This window comes from Barnesiella sp. B2-R-119 (assembly GCF_023656675.1).
Classification (GTDB): domain Bacteria; phylum Bacteroidota; class Bacteroidia; order Bacteroidales; family Barnesiellaceae; genus Barnesiella; species Barnesiella intestinihominis.
Genome location: NZ_JAMOKL010000004.1, coordinates 420,516 through 438,496 on the forward strand (window position 1 = coordinate 420,516; position 17,981 = coordinate 438,496).

The 17,981-nt window shown below is 45.2% G+C and carries 14 protein-coding genes; 5 read left to right on the plus strand and 9 right to left on the minus strand.

The features are described from left to right. Positions 1–79: 79 nt before the first annotated feature. Both NBH06_RS10065 and NBH06_RS10070 read right to left on the minus strand, forming a co-directional pair. Positions 80–2,218: a cation:proton antiporter gene (locus tag NBH06_RS10065; RefSeq protein ID WP_250794235.1), complete on the minus strand. Its 2,139-nt coding sequence runs from the start codon at positions 2,216–2,218 to the stop codon at positions 80–82. 217 nt (positions 2,219–2,435) lie between these two features. Beyond that, positions 2,436–3,476 (minus strand): hypothetical protein, encoded by a 1,041-nt coding sequence (locus NBH06_RS10070; protein ID WP_195492646.1) that lies wholly within the window; start codon positions 3,474–3,476, stop codon positions 2,436–2,438. Positions 3,477–3,807: 331 nt separating this feature from the next. Between NBH06_RS10070 and rnr the strand changes: the two genes are divergently transcribed. The 4 genes from rnr (at position 3,808) to NBH06_RS10090 (ending at position 10,117) form a co-directional block, all read left to right on the plus strand. Beyond that, positions 3,808–5,949, plus strand: coding sequence for a ribonuclease R (gene rnr, locus NBH06_RS10075; protein WP_407934803.1), 2,142 nt, complete (start codon positions 3,808–3,810; stop codon positions 5,947–5,949). 242 nt (positions 5,950–6,191) lie between these two features. Further along, positions 6,192–8,057 carry a DNA topoisomerase IV subunit B gene (locus tag NBH06_RS10080; RefSeq protein ID WP_250794167.1) on the plus strand — a complete coding sequence of 622 codons (1,866 nt, stop codon included), beginning with the start codon at positions 6,192–6,194 and terminating at the stop codon, positions 8,055–8,057. Next, positions 8,038–8,511 (plus strand): pantetheine-phosphate adenylyltransferase, encoded by a 474-nt coding sequence (gene coaD, locus NBH06_RS10085; protein WP_008862898.1) that lies wholly within the window; start codon positions 8,038–8,040, stop codon positions 8,509–8,511. The genes NBH06_RS10080 and coaD overlap by 20 nt, the downstream gene beginning before the upstream one ends. 13 nt (positions 8,512–8,524) lie before the next feature. Then, entirely contained in the window at positions 8,525–10,117 is a 1,593-nt protein-coding gene (locus NBH06_RS10090) for a S41 family peptidase (protein ID WP_250794169.1), read from the plus strand. A 60-nt stretch (positions 10,118–10,177) separates the two neighbouring features. On the opposite strand, the gene NBH06_RS10095 is transcribed toward NBH06_RS10090, so the two are convergent. The 7 genes from NBH06_RS10095 to NBH06_RS10125 form a co-directional block, all read right to left on the minus strand. Then, positions 10,178–11,125, minus strand: coding sequence for an acyltransferase family protein (locus tag NBH06_RS10095; protein WP_337761538.1), 948 nt, complete (start codon positions 11,123–11,125; stop codon positions 10,178–10,180). Positions 11,126–11,182: 57 nt separating this feature from the next. Beyond that, positions 11,183–12,223, minus strand: a complete 1,041-nt coding sequence (locus NBH06_RS10100; RefSeq protein WP_250794171.1) for an acyltransferase family protein — start codon at positions 12,221–12,223, stop codon at positions 11,183–11,185. Positions 12,224–12,236: 13 nt separating this feature from the next. Continuing rightward, entirely contained in the window at positions 12,237–12,491 is a 255-nt protein-coding gene (locus tag NBH06_RS10105; RefSeq protein ID WP_250794173.1) for an NfeD family protein, read from the minus strand. Positions 12,492–12,647: 156 nt separating this feature from the next. After that, the gene (locus tag NBH06_RS10110) at positions 12,648–14,738 is read right to left on the minus strand and encodes a M3 family metallopeptidase (RefSeq protein WP_250794175.1); all 2,091 of its coding nucleotides are present in this window, start codon (positions 14,736–14,738) and stop codon (positions 12,648–12,650) included. A 19-nt stretch (positions 14,739–14,757) separates the two neighbouring features. Next, the gene (locus NBH06_RS10115; protein ID WP_250794177.1) at positions 14,758–15,834 is read right to left on the minus strand and encodes an endonuclease/exonuclease/phosphatase family protein; all 1,077 of its coding nucleotides are present in this window, start codon (positions 15,832–15,834) and stop codon (positions 14,758–14,760) included. A gap of 7 nt (positions 15,835–15,841) precedes the next feature. Next, the gene (locus tag NBH06_RS10120; protein ID WP_008862891.1) at positions 15,842–16,735 is read right to left on the minus strand and encodes a rhomboid family intramembrane serine protease; all 894 of its coding nucleotides are present in this window, start codon (positions 16,733–16,735) and stop codon (positions 15,842–15,844) included. Then, the gene (locus tag NBH06_RS10125) at positions 16,716–17,414 is read right to left on the minus strand and encodes a rhomboid family intramembrane serine protease (protein ID WP_008862890.1); all 699 of its coding nucleotides are present in this window, start codon (positions 17,412–17,414) and stop codon (positions 16,716–16,718) included. The genes NBH06_RS10120 and NBH06_RS10125 overlap by 20 nt, the downstream gene beginning before the upstream one ends. Positions 17,415–17,666: 252 nt before the next feature. Between NBH06_RS10125 and NBH06_RS10130 the strand changes: the two genes are divergently transcribed. Then, positions 17,667–17,939 carry an HU family DNA-binding protein gene (locus NBH06_RS10130; protein WP_008862889.1) on the plus strand — a complete coding sequence of 91 codons (273 nt, stop codon included), beginning with the start codon at positions 17,667–17,669 and terminating at the stop codon, positions 17,937–17,939. The last annotated feature ends 42 nt before the right edge of the window (positions 17,940–17,981 follow it).

The following is a 17,981-nucleotide window of genomic DNA, read 5'->3' on the forward strand; positions in this document are numbered from 1 at the left end:
CTATTGACTGCATATCTCGGACTCCAATCTGCTTCAACATAGGTCTCAATCTGTCTCGGAATAAATTTAAAACAGCTTCTTAATTTTGTTCTTCTTTTTTCCACAGGAAATCGAGCCAGCCTTTTTTCTTTTCATAAGTTCCTCGTGTGCCGTGTAGCTCTACGAACGTAAGTTCGGGAGAAGCAGGAGCATAGCTGTCGGGGAAGAGTAATATGAAATTTTTATCTGTGTAATAGGCATTGATTTGATGCGGGACGTGTTCGAGCGAAGGCCGAAAAGAAACAGAGCCGTGTCGGGCCATGATGATTACCATGAGGTCGTCGGGTTGTAATTCTGTTGATAGACGCTTTAATTCGTTGCCTCCGTCGGTTTCCTGCATTTCGTATAATACGCTGGTATGATAGCGTTGCAGATAGGCTTGTATTAGAGACAGGGTTTTGGTGTGGCCGTGATAGAAAATCCGCCGGCCTGTATTCTCTCCCATTCGGGCGATGCGTTCTGTCCACCGGTAAAATCCAGCTTCATATTCTGCATTTTCCGGGATAGCGACATGAATGTTGTGCACTCTGTTTATCGGCGTGACGGCATGGAGAATCATGATTTGGCGATCCATTTTGTTCAGTAGATTGAGCAGTACGGGGCCGAAGAACGATTCGTCTTGTGTGGCTCGTATGTGTAGTCCGACGATAATCTCGGAGGCATCGTTTTCTTTCGAAGCATGAAGTATTCCGTTTGATAAGTTAGTCGCTAACCGGTTTTGAGTTTGTAGCGTTACGTCTGCTTTTGCCGCGACTTCTTGTGCTTGCAGTAAAAGTTTTTTCCCTTGTTCGCGGTCTGCTTCACTGCAATTATCATACATTACGTGTAACCCGACCAGCCCGTGTATCTTTTTAGGGTTGCTGACGAGTAAGGCCAAGTAGATAAGGTTTTTAACGTTTTTCTGATTACTGAATGAAATGAGTATTTTTTCGTTGTCCGTACCCGATTGCGTATCGTCGGGCGGCAATTCGCTTAGGGCCATTTTTCGGGCAGCAATGTCGGTCGTTATCGAACTGATGATGCATGTAATGAGAATAAGCACGATTGTACCGTTGAGGACGTCGTCGTTGAGCAGACGGCTACCGTCCGGTAAAACGATGTTGTATCCTACAAGAACAGCTGCGAGAGTTGCCGCTGCCTGAGCATTACTTAGTCCGAACATCAGTTGCCGTTCGATTTTCTTCATGCCGTAGATTTTCTGGGTGGTCCATGCTGCAATCCATTTGGTACTAAGGGCCATGAGGGTCATTACGGCGGCTACTTTCATAGATTCTATATGGCCGAAAAATACTCGTACATCGATTAGCATACCTACGCCGATGAGGAAATAGGGAATGAATAGGGCGTTACCGACAAATTCGAGGTAATTCCTTAAAGGAGAGACCGGGGGAATGAGGCGGTTCAATACCAGTCCCGCAAAGAACGCTCCAAGTATGCCTTCCATTCCGACCAGTTCCATTAAACCGGCAGCGAGGAAAACCATTGCCAGAATGAAGATGAATTGCACGATACCGTCTTCGTATTTCCGTAAAAACCAACGTCCGATGCGGGGAAAGGAGTAGATGATGAAAAGTCCCATCAGAGAGACTTTAAGAATTAATTCCAACCAAGACCAACTGCCTACACTGTCGGTTCTGTACATGCTTCCGACGATGGCGAGAACCAATAGGGTGAGACTGTCGGTAATGGCAGTGGCCCCTACGGCTATGCTGACGCATCTGTGCCGGGAGACTCCGTATCGGGTAACGATGGGATAGGAAATGAGTGTGTGCGAGGCGTACATACTCGCCAGCAAGATGGAAGAGACAATCCCATATTTCAAGATGAGTATGTTGCTGAAAAAGCCCAAGACGATAGGAATGATAAAGGCGAGTATCCCAAATACGATGGCTTTGCCCCGTATAGCCGGAAAATCTTCCATGTTCATTTCCAAGCCGGCTAAGAACATGATGTAGTAGAGTCCCACCTGTCCGAACAATTCGAAACTGCTGTCGCGGGCCAAGATATCGAATCCATGCTCACCGATGAGAATACCGGCCAGAATCATACCGATGAGATGAGGTATTTTCAGTTTATTCAACAATACGGGGGCGAATAAAATGATACAGAGCACGAGAAAGAATATCCACGTGGGGTTGGTTATCGGTAGATGTTCCCTAAGGTCGAGTAGGGCAGTCATGGATTTCACTTTATTTGTTTTGCAAAGATAGTACAGGCCGAAAGTAAAAGCAAATCCGGTTGATTGTACCGAGGCGTATCTATTTTCGTTTTATACAAAAATAGTGAATTTATTGTTTTCAGAATTTAAATTTACCGAAGTAACGATAAAAATTTTTTTCAGGAGATAATCCGTCTCCGTTCCATGAGAACATCGATGAAAGAGTAGCGACCGGTTGCTAAAAGATGTATTGAATGCCTACCAGATAGCCGATAAACAGTTGTTGCAGCCGATTGTCGGTGTGCTTTTTCCACAAGTTGTTCTGCGGAAATAGCGTTTGGTTGTCCATCTCGGTGGTTGTCGAATAATTGAGACTCGCTCCGCCGAATATGTTATAGTGCTTTTTTATTTTGAACGAAGGTAGCAAGGAATAACTTGCGTTTAAAAAGGGTTTATCGGAGGTTGCCGTGGAAGTTACTTTAAATTCATTGTTTATCTGAAACCAAGAGTAACAAGGTATGTGTACACCGTATCCAGCTTCCGCAACGGTCTTGTTGTCGCTGGGTAATTTGTGGTTATATCCGAAACCGATAATACCGTATGTGTATTTCCCTCCTGAGCGGAACGAGACGATACCGTTACCCAATATGTCATAAGTGAGGGCTATGCCCATCTCTCCGCGCTTGACTATATTGACGAGCCCAATGGGGCAATCGCTTTCTTCGGCGATATTAAGAAGTCCGGCGAATTGTACTCCTCGGACTTTCCCGGCGATATTAAGGAGCCCTGCGAATTGCAGGCCGGTTATATCTTTCGAGGTATTGAGTAATCCGGCAAATTGTACACCTTTGAAATTTCCATTTATGGCGTTGTTCAATCCGGCAAGAGCGATGCCTCTCGATTCTCCCGCCGAATAATTGGTGATTCCGGCGAGTTGTACACCTTTGTAAGTTCCTTTGGTAATATTGGTCATTCCGGCGAAGGCGACACCTTGTCCCTGTTTGCCTATATAATTGGATATGCCGGCAAACTGTAATCCCCGGGCTTCATTGGCTATGACATTACTGATCGAGGCAAATGTAAAATTCCTTTCGTTAGCAGACATACCTGCCAATATACTGAAAGAGGCTCCGTTGGTGTATTGCGATGCATTTATTCCATTGGAGCTTAGTGGTGGTATGAAACTGAAATGGAAAGGGACGTATTTCCCTTGATTCATTTGGGCGGACAGGTGGAAAACGGTTAAGAGAATGATAAAAACAGATTGGATTTTTTTCATTTTCGTAATCTTTGGAATTTTTGTATCGACTTGTGTAACGGTAATTCCCGAAGCGGGCACAAAGTTATAAAAAATTTTAATGGTGTAAACGAGTCGTCACGGGTTCGTTTTAATCTGTTATATTATTAAAATTTTTATAAACCGCTTCAAATACATCGTTGAAAAAATTTGAAACAGCTTTATGAATAAAATTTGTTTCTGTCTTTATTTCCGTTATCTTTGTTATACTAAAATGCGGGTAGGGTACGCTTGGTATTCGTCGGGAGAAGTTCGATGTTTTTACCGTTTACTCCGTTTTCCGTATCATTAAGAACAATGTTAAAACCCCTATATCATGAAACAAGGAAAAAGGAAAGGTTCAAAGAGAATCAAGAAAGAAGATATGTTGGCCTCGGTGGTCGAATTCTTCAACCAAGACAGGAAGCGGGCGTTTAATTACAAACAGGTCGCACATGGGGTTGGAGCTACTACTACACCTCAAAAACAGATGGTATTCCAGTTGCTCGAAGGCATGGCGGAGCAGAATTTTCTGATAGAAGTTTCTCCGGGCAAATACAAGGCGAACAGTCGGGGAACGGAGGTTGTAGGTCGGTTCGAACGGCGTGTCAATGGGAAAAATCATGTGATTACCGATGACGATGAGTCGATATTCATCGCCGAGCGTAATGCCATGCATGCGATGGACGGCGACCGGGTGAGGGTATTGGTCTATGCCAAGCGTAGAGGGCACGATGCCGAAGGCGAGGTGATCGAGATTGTCGAAAAGAATCCCCAGATATTTGTCGGAACGTTGGAGGTGCAGAAACATTTTGCATTCCTGCTGACCGATAACAAGGTGTTGGCAAATGATATATTTATTCCGAAAACGGCACTTAAAGGCGGAAAAACCGGAGATAAGGCCGTCGTGCGTATCACCGAATGGCCCGATCGGGCCCGCAATCCGTATGGAGAGGTCGTGGATATATTGGGACCTGCCGGAGAAAACAATACCGAAATACATGCCATATTGGCGGAATTCGGATTACCGTATCGTTACCCCGAAGCAGTGGAAAAAGCGGCTAATAAGATTCCTGACGCGATAACCGACGAGGAGATTGCCGCACGGGAAGATTTCAGGCAGGTAACGACATTTACCATAGACCCGAAGGATGCCAAAGATTTCGACGATGCCCTTTCTATCCGCCGATTATCGAACGGAAATTGGGAGGTTGGCGTGCATATAGCCGACGTGAGTTATTATGTAAAACCCGGCAGTATCATTGACAAGGAGGCCGAAAGCCGGGGAACCTCGGTTTATCTGGTGGATCGTGTCGTGCCGATGTTGCCCGAACGATTGTGCAACGAAATCTGTTCGTTGCGTCCCGACGAGGATAAACTTACGTTCTCTTGTGTTTTCGAGCTGAACGGTAATGCCGAGGTTCAGAAGTCGCATATAGCTCGTACGGTGATTCGGTCTAATCGCCGGTTTGCTTATGAGGAGGCGCAAGAGGTGATAGAGACCGGAGAAGGAGATTATAAAGAGGAAATATTGGCTTTGAACGATTTGGCACAGAAGCTGCGGAAGTGTCGTTTTGACAATGGTTCTATCAATTTCGACCGTCATGAGGTTAAGTTCGACATAGATGAAAGTGGCAAGCCGATAGGGGTTTATTTCAAGGTATCTAAGGAGGCGAACAAGCTGATCGAAGAGTTTATGCTTCTGGCGAATCGCACGGTAGCAGAATTTATCGGTAAACCCAAAGACGGGAAAAAGCCCAAAGCGTTTGTCTATCGGGTACACGACTTGCCCGATCCCGACAAGATGGCTTCGTTCGCAGCTTTTATCACCCGCTTCGGTTATAAAATCAAGACTGAGGGTAGCAAAGCAGACCTTTCGAAGGGTATTAATAGTTTGTTGGCCAATGTACAAGGAAAGCCGGAAGAAAATTTGGTGGAGACGATAGCTATACGAGCTATGGCGAAGGCGGTCTATACGACTGTAAATATCGGTCACTACGGGTTGTCTTTCGACTATTATACCCACTTTACTTCTCCCATACGTCGTTATCCCGACTTGATGGTGCATCGATTATTGGAGCGTTATATGGCGGGCGGACGTAGCGTGAATGTTCAGTCGCTCGAAGACGAATGTAAACATGCTTCGGATATGGAGCAGCTTGCTGCCAACGCAGAGCGGGCTTCTATCAAGTATAAACAGGTAGAGTTTATGGGCGAACGTTTGGGCGAGGAGTACGACGGCGTTATTTCGGGTATTACCGAATGGGGTTTGTATGTCGAAATCAACGAGAATAAATGCGAGGGACTTGTGCCGATACGTGACCTCGAAGACGACTATTACGAGTTCGACGAGAAGAATTATTGTCTGATGGGGCGTCGCAAGCACCGGATATACCGCTTGGGCGATCCTATCCGTATCAAGGTGGCTCGTGCGAACTTGGAGCGGAAACAGCTCGATTTCGCTTTGGTAGAGTAGTTTGTCCGGTAGAAGAGATCGTATAGATATGCCCCGGAAAAGCAAACGCTTTTCCGGGGCATATCTATTTCTTAAAAAGGTTGTAAAAAGGGAGTTATTCTTTTTTTTACTCTTTTTTAGCGTTATCTTTGCATAATGCGAAAATGGGCTGTGCCTCGGTATAACCAAGTGCGCTTGTTTCTACTCCCGGCTTGCTTTATCTTTGCATTATACGAAAAATCAGCGGTGAGAGATAGATATTTATGGAAGAGAATACGAATATAAATTCTGAGTTCGAGTACGGCTCCGATGTCATTAAGACGCTCGATTGGAAGGAGCATATCCGTCGCCGCCCTGGTATGTATATCGGGAAGTTGGGGGACGGTTCTCATGCCGATGACGGCATTTATGTATTGTTGAAGGAGGTTCTCGACAATGCTCTCGACGAGCACATGATGGGCTTTGGCAAACAGATTGTCGTGGAGATTTCGAGCGAGGTCGTTTCGGTGAGGGATTATGGTCGGGGTATACCTCTCGACAAAGTGAAAGATGTCTCTTCCAAGATGAATACGGGCGGTAAGTACGATTCGAAGGCATTTAAAAAGTCAGTCGGTCTGAACGGTGTCGGTATCAAGGCGGTCAATGCTTTGTCGTCGAGTTTTTTCATACAGTCTTATCGCGACGGAATGAGTAACTCGGTGAGTTATGCTTGCGGAGAAGTGGTCTCGGAGAGCGGTTTGACGCCTACCGACGAGCCGAACGGTACATTGGTTCAGTTTTCTCCCGATGGAACGATTTTTAAAAATTATGCTTACCGGGAGGAATTGATAGAGCCGTTGCTTAAAAACTATGTATTCTTAAATACGGGACTGACCATTTTGTTGAACGGACGTAAATTCCATTCCCGTAATGGATTGGTCGATTTGTTGAACGAATACATGACGACCGAACCTTTATATCCCATCATTCATTTGTCGGGAGCGGATATAGAGGTGGTTATCACGCACAGCAACCAGTATGGCGAGGAATATTATTCGTTTGTGAACGGGCAACATACGACGCAGGGAGGAACACACTTGACTGCTTTCAGAGAGGCGGCTACCCGTACGATTAAGGAGTTTTATGCCAAGAATTTCGAATATACCGATATTCGTAACGGTATGGTAGCGGCAATCAGTATCAAGGTGGAAGAACCTGTATTCGAGTCGCAAACCAAGACCAAGCTCGGTTCGAAAGACGTGGGACCCGAGGGACCGACTATCGCAAAGTTCATCGGCGATTTCTTGAAAAAGGAATTGGATAATTATCTGCATAAAAACGGCGAAGTGGCCGATGTGATGCTGAAAAAGATATTGGCATCGGAAAAGGAACGCAAAGCGATAGCGGGGGTTACGAAGTTGGCACGGGAACGTGCGAAGAAAGCGAATTTGAATAACCGCAAGTTGCGTGATTGCCGCATACACTACAACGATACCAAAGGCGATCGGCAGGACGAGAGCTGTATTTTCATTACCGAGGGGGACTCGGCGAGCGGTTCGATTACCAAGATTCGTAATGTGGAGACGCAAGCGGTCTTCTCTTTGCGGGGTAAGCCGTTGAATACTTACGGACTGACCCAAAAGGTCGTTTATGAGAACGAGGAGTTCAACTTGCTGCAAGCTGCCCTTAATATAGAGGACGGTATCGAGGGACTTCGGTACAATAAGGTGATTATCGCAACCGATGCCGATGTGGACGGTATGCATATCCGTTTGCTGATGATTACTTTTCTTTTGCAATTTTTCCCCGACCTTATCAAGAAAGGGCATGTTTATATTTTACAGACTCCGCTGTTTCGCGTGAGGAATAAAAAAGAAACACATTATTGCTATACAGACGAGGAACGGCTCGCCGCTATCAAGAAGTGCGGAGCGAATCCCGAAGTGACACGATTCAAAGGATTGGGTGAGATTTCGCCCGACGAGTTCCGTCAGTTTATCGGACCGGATATGCGTCTCGACCGGGTATCGCTGCGTAAGGAGGATTTGGTGAAAGATTTGCTCGAATTTTATATGGGCAAGAACACCATGGAAAGACAAAACTTTATTATACAAAATCTGGTTATAGAAGATGACACCAATCTCGTCTAAAAGGATAGCTGTGTTCCCGGGAACATTCGACCCTTTTACTCTCGGTCATATGTCGATTGTGAGCAGGGGGCTCGAATTGCTCGATGAAGTGGTCATAGCCATAGGTATCAATGATTCGAAACGCACTTATTTCACTGTGGAACAGCGGTTGGAAATGTTGAGGGATTTGTTTCGGGATAATCCTCGGATTCGAGTCGTTTCGTACGACAGCCTCACCATCGACCTTGCGAAGCAATGGAATGCCCGGTTTATTCTGCGGGGTATCCGGTCGGTGAATGACTTCGAGTATGAGAAGACTATCGCCGACGTGAACCGGAAATTATCGGGGGTAGAGACGATAATTTTGTTTACCGAGCCGGAATTGACTCATATCAGTTCTACCATTGTGCGGGAGCTTTTAAGGTTCGGTCACAGTGTCGATGAATTTGTTCCCAAAGGGTTGAAATTAGTATAATTTTAAGTTGAAGATGAAAAGACTATTTTTTATCATATTCCTACCCGTGATAGCGGTGGGAGTCATGTGGTCGCAAGGCCAAAGCGAAGGAATGCGAAAACTCAGTTTAGCCGATTTCGCCATAACGAATTTGTATGTCGATGAGGTAGACGAGAATAAGTTGGTGGAGGATGCCATTCGGGGTATGCTCGATAAACTCGATCCGCATTCGACCTACACGACAGCCGAGGAGACCCGGGAGATGAACGAGCCTTTACAGGGTAATTTCAGCGGAGTGGGTATCCAGTTCAATATGAATAAAGATACGTTGTATGTGATACAGACTATCGTTGGTGGACCTTCGGAAAAGGTGGGAATATTGGCGGGTGACCGTATCATCGCTGTAAACGATACAACCATAGCCGGAGTGAAGATGAAAAATACCGACATCATGAAACGGCTACGCGGGGAATCGGGTACGGTGGTGCGAGTGACCGTATTGCGCAAAGGGGTGAAGGAACCTATCGAATTCAGAATCGTACGCGATAAAATACCTATTTACAGTATCGATGCATCTTATATGGCCGATAAAGAAACGGGCTATATACGGGTGAGCCGTTTTGCCGTGACGACAGACAAGGAATTTTCTGATGCCATTAAGGAGTTGAAAAAGAAGGGCATGAAGAATCTTATTGTCGACTTGCAAGGCAACGGCGGTGGATTCTTGACCAGTGCTATCGCTATGGCCGACGAGTTTTTGGACGACGGGCAGTCGATCGTTTATACCGAAGGTCGTCGTTCTCCACGGGACGATGCTTTCGCTTCGAAACGGGGGCAGTTCCAAAAGGGGAAATTAGTTTTGCTGGTCGATGAGAGCTCGGCTTCGGCAAGTGAAATCCTTTCGGGAGCGATTCAAGATTGGGACCGGGGTATAATCGTAGGGCGTCGTACCTTCGGGAAAGGTTTGGTTCAACGTCCCATACCATTCCCCGACGGATCGATGATAAGGTTGACTGTCGCCCGATATTATACGCCTTCTGGCAGGAGTATACAGAAGCCTTATGACAAAGGCCACGAGGCATACGAGCGGGAATTGCTAGACCGGTTCAATCATGGAGAGCTTATTTATACCGATAGCATTCACTTCCCGGATTCGTTGCAATTCCAAACTTTGAAGAGTAAACGTACGGTATATGGCGGCGGGGGTATTATGCCCGATATTTTTATACCGTTAGACACGACGATTTATACCGATTTCCATCGGGATTTGTTGGCGAAAGGGGTATTGAATCAATATCCGGTCAATTATCTCGACAGCCATCGGAAAGAGTTGACGAATAAGTATAAAAAGGTGGACCAGTTTGTCGAAGAATTTGCGGTTACGGACGATATGCTCGCTGAATTGTTGAAGATGGGAGAAGCCGAAAAGGTGAAATATAACGAGGAGCAGTATCGGAAATCCAAAGGGTTGATAGCTTTGCAAATAAAGGCTCTTATTGCCCGGGATATGTTCGACACGGCCGCCTATTTCAGAGTAATGAATCCTCGAAATCCTTCGTTCGTCAAGGCTATGGAAATTATAAATGACGATTTGGAGTATAATCGTTTGTTACAACCTAAGTCATAAAGTAGTTTGTCTATATAGATACCGGGGCTGGATAATTCTAGCCCCGGTTCTTTTTTATCCTTATCTTTTTTTCCCGATCGCCCAGGGAAGATATTTATTCACGAAGGGAATGAGGAGATATATGACGAGCAGGGTGAGTGCGACGTCGATGTATCCGGTGAATACTTCCCGATGCCCGAATATTTTCATGATGGCTCGTTGGAAAGGAGTTTGTATGAGAATATGTATGCAGAGGATAAAGAGGGTAGATGTTCCTAAGGTACGAACAATCGCACATATATGGTTCTTGTTGTCGTTGAAATAGGAAAGGGCGGACATGAAACAAAGAAACAGGACGATGGCTTTTAGGAAAAAATAGGCAGGCAGATTACAGTCGATGGCTTGTAAGCCGATGAAAGCGACGAGGGTTGTCAGTACAATGATGTATTTTGATTGGTAGTCGAGAATCAAGCGAGATAATTTCAGGCCGAACAAGTTGCCGATTATGAAATAGGGCAACCATTGCACTGCGTTATTGAACATGAAAATGGTCGGGTAAGATTTGATTTCCTCGTTCCAGATCATGATTACTGCGGTCAATATGAGATATATGATTGTCCGGTATTTTTCCGGAGTGATCTTGTTCATGCACCAGTATATCAGTTGCATGACGAACAAGCAAAATATGAACCAAAGCGGAACATTGACAAATAGATAATCGCTTTTGTTTGTTATGTCGAATATATCGAAGATACACCCCCAGTCGAAGTTGTTGAGCGTACGGTAATCCCAAAGGTTAAAAATGATTCGGAACGGGTAGGATAGGAGGTAGAAGAAAGTGAATGGGATAATGAGCGTTTTGACTTTCTTTTTTAGGAAAGCGGGAAATGGTTCTTCTTTGAAAAAGAATCCGGAGAGAAAGAAAAAAAGTGCATTTATGTAGGTTACATTGTACCATTGCGGGTGTACAGTGTGACTCCATACGACACCGATGATGGCGATTCCTTTAATAAGATCGATGTAATCGATTCGTTTTGAATAGGTTGGTTTTACCCCCCCCTAATTGTTAAAACTTGTTTATCCATACTATTCTGTTGTTTGAGATGATTTCGTGTCCTGTTTTTGTCGTTGTCTCCCGATTGCCCACGGGATATATTTCTCGGTGAAAGGTATAAGAAAGTATATGAGGAGCATAGTAAGCGCAAGGCAGATTAATCCGGTGAGTAAGTCCGGTTTTCCGGTGATGGCGCGTGCCATCGATTGTATAGGGGCTAATAGGAGTACATGAATACCCATGATAAAGAGTGATGATTTCCCGAAATATCGGACTGTCGTCCATATCATCGAGCAGCTGTTTTCGAAGCAAGACAGTAGGGAAAGTATTGCTATGAATATGGTCAATGCTTTGATAAAGGCAAGGATAGAGATATCGATCGGCAAGTATTGGAACCCGATGAACAGGGCAAAACATGTCGGGGCGAGGAGATATTTCAGAGAGGACTTGGAAAGAAATCGGGCTATTTGTAGTCCGAAAAGGTTTCCAGCAATAAAATAGGGGAGACACTCGATGGCGATATTGAACATAAACGGTGTGTGCCAAGACTCGATTGTGCCGTAACCAGCGTATAGGGCAGCTAAGATTACCAAGAACCAGCAGATACGGTATTTATTACGGGGTATTACTCTGTTCAGACACCAAAAGATAATTTGCATGACGAACAGGCAGACGAGAAACCACAGAGGTATGTTCACCGTGAGGTAGTCGGGTGTATTGGAAATAGAAAAGATTTCCAACAGGCTATCCCATGCGAATCCGTGTAGGGTGCGAAAGTGTCCGAAATAGAAGGCCATTCGGGCGAGATAGGAAAGTATGTAAAAGAAAAGGAACGGAATAAGTATGGTTCGGATTTTCTTTTTTAGAAAGGGAATGAATGGCTCGTCTTTGAAAAAGATTCCCGATAAGATGAAGAAAAGCGCGCTTATGTGAATGAGATCGCACCATTGCGGGTGAAAGGTGTGTTTCCACACGATTCCCAGAATGGCGATTCCTTTGAACAGATCGATACTGTCGATTCGTTTTTGTGTAGGCAATTTTACGCTTCTCGATTTGTCACAGTTTGTATTCAATGTGCGTTGGTGTTTATAACGATATGAAGGATTGAACCGAGATATTACCCTCCCCTCGCCTTGTTTGGACGAGTATAAATGCGATTACAGTGCTGATTATGGCTACGATCAGCTGCGCTTCGATGCCCCCCAGCAGGGCGCATACCATCGCTATCAGGCAGCCTGCCGCCAAACAGAATGTCGCTATCATGGAAGTAAGTTGTTCTATGATAATGAGTATGGCTGCAATGATGAGCCACAAGAACCAACTTGATATGATTATGTCCATCGCAATTTGAAATCGGATCGTTTTTCCGAGGTTATGTGTCTGTTGTTTATGTACAAATATAATGGGAATATCGATAAATTGAAAGGGTATCGATATTTTTTATAAGAAAGGGAGCTGTGCCGCGGCACAGCTCCCTTTCCTGTATAGAGGAAATTGTTATTTCAATCCCCGGTTGCGAAGCAGGGCATCGGGATTAGGCTCTGCTCCACGGAATTGGCGATAAAGTTTCATGGGGTCCTCGCTTCCGCCTTTTTCGAGAATGTTTTCACGGAATGCTTTGGCTGTCGCCGGGTCGAAGATACCGTGTTCTCTGAATGCGTCGAAAGCATCGGCATCGAGAACTTCGGCCCAGATGTAGCTGTAATATCCTGCACAGTAATCATTGGTGAAGATGTGCGAGAAGTAGGTGCTACGGTAGCGATAGGTGATTTCGTCGATGAGTCCGACGGATTGCGCTACTTCTTTTTCGAATTGGCGTACATCGTATTCTTCAACTTCGTCTATTTCGTGCCAACGCATGTCGAGGATAGCCGCAGCTAAGAATTCGGTGGTGGCGAATCCTTGATTGAATTTAGAGGCTGCCTCCATTTTGGCGATTAACGAGTCGGGAATGATTTCACCAGTTTGATAATGTTTGGCATATAATTTCAAGACTTCGGGGTGCGTTGCCCAGTGTTCGTTGATTTGCGACGGTAGCTCTACGAAATCGCGTGCGACACTGGTTCCGCTTACCGAGGGGTAGTGGCAACGGGTGAGCATGCCGTGCAGGGCATGTCCGAATTCGTGGAAAAGGGTTTGCACTTCGTCGATGGTAAGCAAAGAGGGAGTATCGGCGGTAGGTTTGGTGAAGTTTGCCACGTTGTAAACGATGGGGCGTACTTCCTTACCGTCTTGTACATAGGCTTCACGGAAGTTGTACATCCAAGCTCCGGCACGTTTCCCGGCACGGGGGAAGTAATCGGTATAGAATACGGCCAAATGTTTGCCGTCGGCATCTTTCACTTCGAATGCGCGGACATCGGGGTGATAGACCGGCATATCTTTCAATTCGGTGATAGTGATTCCGTATAATTTATTGGCAACCATGAACGCACCTTCACGTACGTTGTCGAGGCTGAAATAGGGTTTCAGTTCGTCTTCGTTCAAATCGTATTTGGCTTTGCGTACTTTTTCGGCATAGTACCACCAATCCCACGGGGCGAGTTTGAAACCGCCGCCTTCTGCGTCGATGATCTTTTGCATGTCGGCTACTTCTTCTTTTGCACGAGGTATCGCATAGGCCCATACCCGATTGATGAGATCGTTGACGTTCGCATCGGTTTTTGCCATACGATCGTCGAGGGCAAAGTCGGCGTAGGTATTGAATCCCAGTAAATTGGCCTTCTTTAAACGGAGGTTGACCATTTTCGATACGATTTCTTTATTGTCGAATTCGTTGTCGTTGTCGGCTTTGTTGATATAAGCTTTATAAACTTTTTCGCGCAGATTGCGGTTATCGGCGTATTGCAGGAATGGGATGCGGCTGGGTGCATCGAGGGTAAATACCCATTTACCGGCTTTGTTGCGAGCAGCCGCTTCGTCGGCAGCTGCCGTGACTACTGCCTCGGGCAAACCAGCGAGGTCGGTTTCATTGTCGATAACCAGTTCAAAAGCGTTTGATTCGGCTAAGGCATTGTCTCCGTATTGTATGGAAAGCATAGCCAATTCTTTGTTAATCTCGCGAAGCGTGGCTTTATCTTCTTCGGAGAGAAGAGCACCCGCACGAACAAAGTCTTTGTAGTGGTTTTCGAGAACTTTCATCTGTTCGGTGTCGAGGTTCTCTTTATCCCGGTTCTCGTATACCGTTTTAATTCGGGCGAAAAGTTCTCCGTTGAGCGAGATGTCGTCGTAATGCTCGGTCAGTTTGGGCGAAATCTCTTTGGCGATGGCTTGGAGTTCGTCGTTCGTTTCCGCTTCGGTCAAACTGCTGAATATCAGATTGACCTGAGTCAGTAGCATACCGCTGAATTCGAGCGGCTCGATGGTGTTTTTGAATGTAGGAGCCTCGGGATTGGCAATGATTGCAGCAATTTCGGCATCGTGCTGACGGATACCTTCTTCAAAAGCCGGCATGTAGTGCTTGGGCTTTATTTGTTCGAACGGTGGAACCCCGAAAGGAGTGCTGAACTCGCTAAGCAGCGGATTCTCTTTTTGATTGCAAGAGATCATCATAAGACAAGTTAACGATGTTACTAAAAGTTTTTTCATGAGGTATAATATTACTGTGTTAATGATTTTCGGAATTTTCCCATACAAACCGTGTGACGAGGGGATAATGGTCTGAACTTTTATGTCGTTGGCGGACAAGCCATCGAGCTTCCATATTGCCTTTGTATAGGATATGGTCGATGCGGAACCAGAAGCGATTGGCGTGATATGTGATTCCCGGTCCTAATCCCAACTCGTTGTAAGCGTCGCGAAAACCCATACTGTGGAGCTTTCGGACGGAATAGGATAAGGGTGAGTCGTTGAAGTCGCCGCAGACGATGATATTACCGGAAATGTTTTGTATTTTCTCGGCTGTCAGGTCGGCTTGGCGATTTCGAATCTCGGCTGCGTTCATGAGTTTGGACAACAAGTGTTTCTTTATTTCGTCCAGTCGGTCGGTATTCGGGTGTGCCGTGATTTCATGATATAGTTCTTTGTCGGTTTGAGTCAATCCGATAGACTCCATGTGTTGGTTGACAACGGTGACTGTATGGCCTTCTATCTTTACTTGGTAAATGGCGATGGCGCTCGACTCGGAATATACCGTATCGAACAACAATGTCGCTGGGTATTTCGACAGGAAGTTCATACCGTGGGTCGTAGGAATGCGGTAGGGATACAGAGTGTGTATACTGTCTATTTGTTCCCCGGTGATTTTCAATCCCGGATTCGGAGCGATCAGACCCGGACTTTCCTGCAAGCAAACAAGGTCGGCATTTTGCGAGAGGATAAAGGAAAGGGTTCGGTTTTGTCGGGTATCTGTTCCTTCGTAATCGAGGAAGAAGTAGGCATTGTAAGTCATCAGGGAAAAACCGGGTTGGCTGTTGTCTATTGGCTGAGGTTTATGTACCGGACAGTATCGGGCTATTCCTCCCCAAGAGATGACCAGTGCGGCGAGCGGAACCCATATATAACGGGGATTATAGGCGAGCCATATAAAAAAGAACGCTATGCAGGCAAACAGATTCAGCGGAAATAAGAGTTCGACCAGTGTACCTATGCGGGAGGGAAAGTATGCCGAGTAGGAGCCGATGACGAGCAAAAGCCCCCATAGCAGATTGAGCAGCAATAATATGACTTTGACGACATGTTTCATTACCACGTTATTTTTTCCCGGCTTCGAACAGTCTTTTCTTTTCTTCGGCAGAGAGCGAGGTATACCCCGATTTTTTTATTTTGTCGAGAATCGAATCGATTTCGTCGTTTTCTTTCTTTTTGCGGGCCCGGTATTCCATATCGGTCTCGGGCCGGGAAGAGGATCGATTCGAAGGTCGTGACACTTTGATTTTCGGGCGGGGTTTGAATCCCGTTACGATTTTGTCGATGAGTTTGTTGACAGGCGCCGTCAAATCTTTCCCTTTTTCCCATCGCACAATAAACCAGTAACCGAGAAGGGCTCCCCCGAGGTGAGCGATGTGCCCTCCTCCGTTGGCCGATGTGACACTCAACAAGTCAATGACGATAGTAACCAGTGCGATGTATTTCAAAGATATAGCTCCGAGAAAAAGCAGATTGACTTTGTAGTCGGGCATTCGGAATGCCGTGGCTACGACAATGGCGATTATCGAGGCAGAGGCTCCGCACATCAATCCTTCTTTGCCATCGAAATAGGGAAACAAATTGTACGAAAGCAGATATAATAAACCACCGGCTATACCTCCTAAAAGATATAGCCCTACCATTTGTTTTTCACTGAACGACATGAGAAATATTTGCCCGAACCAATATAGCCAAAGCATGTTGAACAGAATGTGCCATACATCGTAATGGACGAACATGTATGTGAGCAGAGTCCACGGATGGGTGATGAACTCATAGGGTATCGATGGCATTTCGATGAAGGGTAATATGACATATCCGTCGATATTGAACAGCATCAAAACGACCCATGTGAGCCTCAGTAGCAGAAAGATCGCTACGTTGATATAGATGAGTTTCAGCAATACGGAGCCTTGCCGGAATTGCTGTTTCAGTTTGTCAATAATAGAATCCGCCACCGCCTATTCCTTTCTTTTTCCAATAACGAATCAAGAAGAAGCCGAAGAGCATGCCGCCTAAATGTGCAAAGTGAGCCACGCTGCTCATGCTTCCGCTGACACCGAAGAATAATTCGAGTAACCCGTAAAAGATGACAAAGTATTTTGCCTTGATGGGAATGGGTATGAATATGATGAACAATGGAGCATTCGGAAATAACATGCCGAAAGCCAATAAAATACCGAATGCTGCGCCAGAAGCTCCTACGGTTATAAAGTTGTTGAGTAGTTGGGACGTCTGTTCCCAACCGTACAATGCTACGGTTTCCGATATGGCTGAACGTAGTTCGAAGTACCATGCCGCTTCTTGCACCAATGCCGCTCCCATTCCTGTGGTAATGTAGTAGAATAGAAAACGTTTCCCTCCCCATACGGCTTCGAGAGTTCTACCGAACATGAAAACGGAGAACATATTGAAGAAAATATGTTCTATTCCGCTGGTGTCGTGTAAAAACATGTAGGTAATCAATTGCACGACATTGAAATCGTCGGCTGCAAAATAGTGTAACCCCAGCCAATAGTTCAAATTTATTCCGGCAATTTTAGGTAGAGTTAAAGCTGCCAGCCACACGATGAAGTTAACGATAATCAAGTTGAGTGTCACCGGTGGTATAGATCCCAAAAATGACCTGTTTTGCATATATTAAATGTATTTATCTTACAAAGTGTAAACCATTCATTCCAAGCAGAGTAAATGTATTATACTCTGATTGTGCGGACAAAAGTAATGATTTTTCGAGTATTTAGTCAAATATAGCTTGCTTATATTATAAAATCGAGGCTTTTATTATATTTTTTTACTTTATTGTTTGCAGTATTTCATTTTAATCTTTACATTTGCGGTGCTGCTCTTCATGGAGAATTATTTACTTAACTTTAAATTATACGCGTTATGAACAAAACTGAACTTATCAATGCCATGGCAGAAAAAGCCGGTTTGAGCAAAGTTGATGCTAAAAAAGCATTGGATGCTTTCGTAGAAGCTGTTTCTGAATCTCTTGTTAAGGGTGACAAAGTGGCCCTTATCGGTTTCGGAACTTTCGGTGTTACTGAAAAAGCAGCTCGTACGGGTATCAACCCTGCAACCAAACAAAAAATCACTATCGCTGCTAAGAAAGTGGTTAAATTCAAAGCCGGTGCAGAATTGGCAGACAAAGTAAAATAAGCATTTATTTTATTATGGCATAGAAAAGGAAAGGCTGGGAAG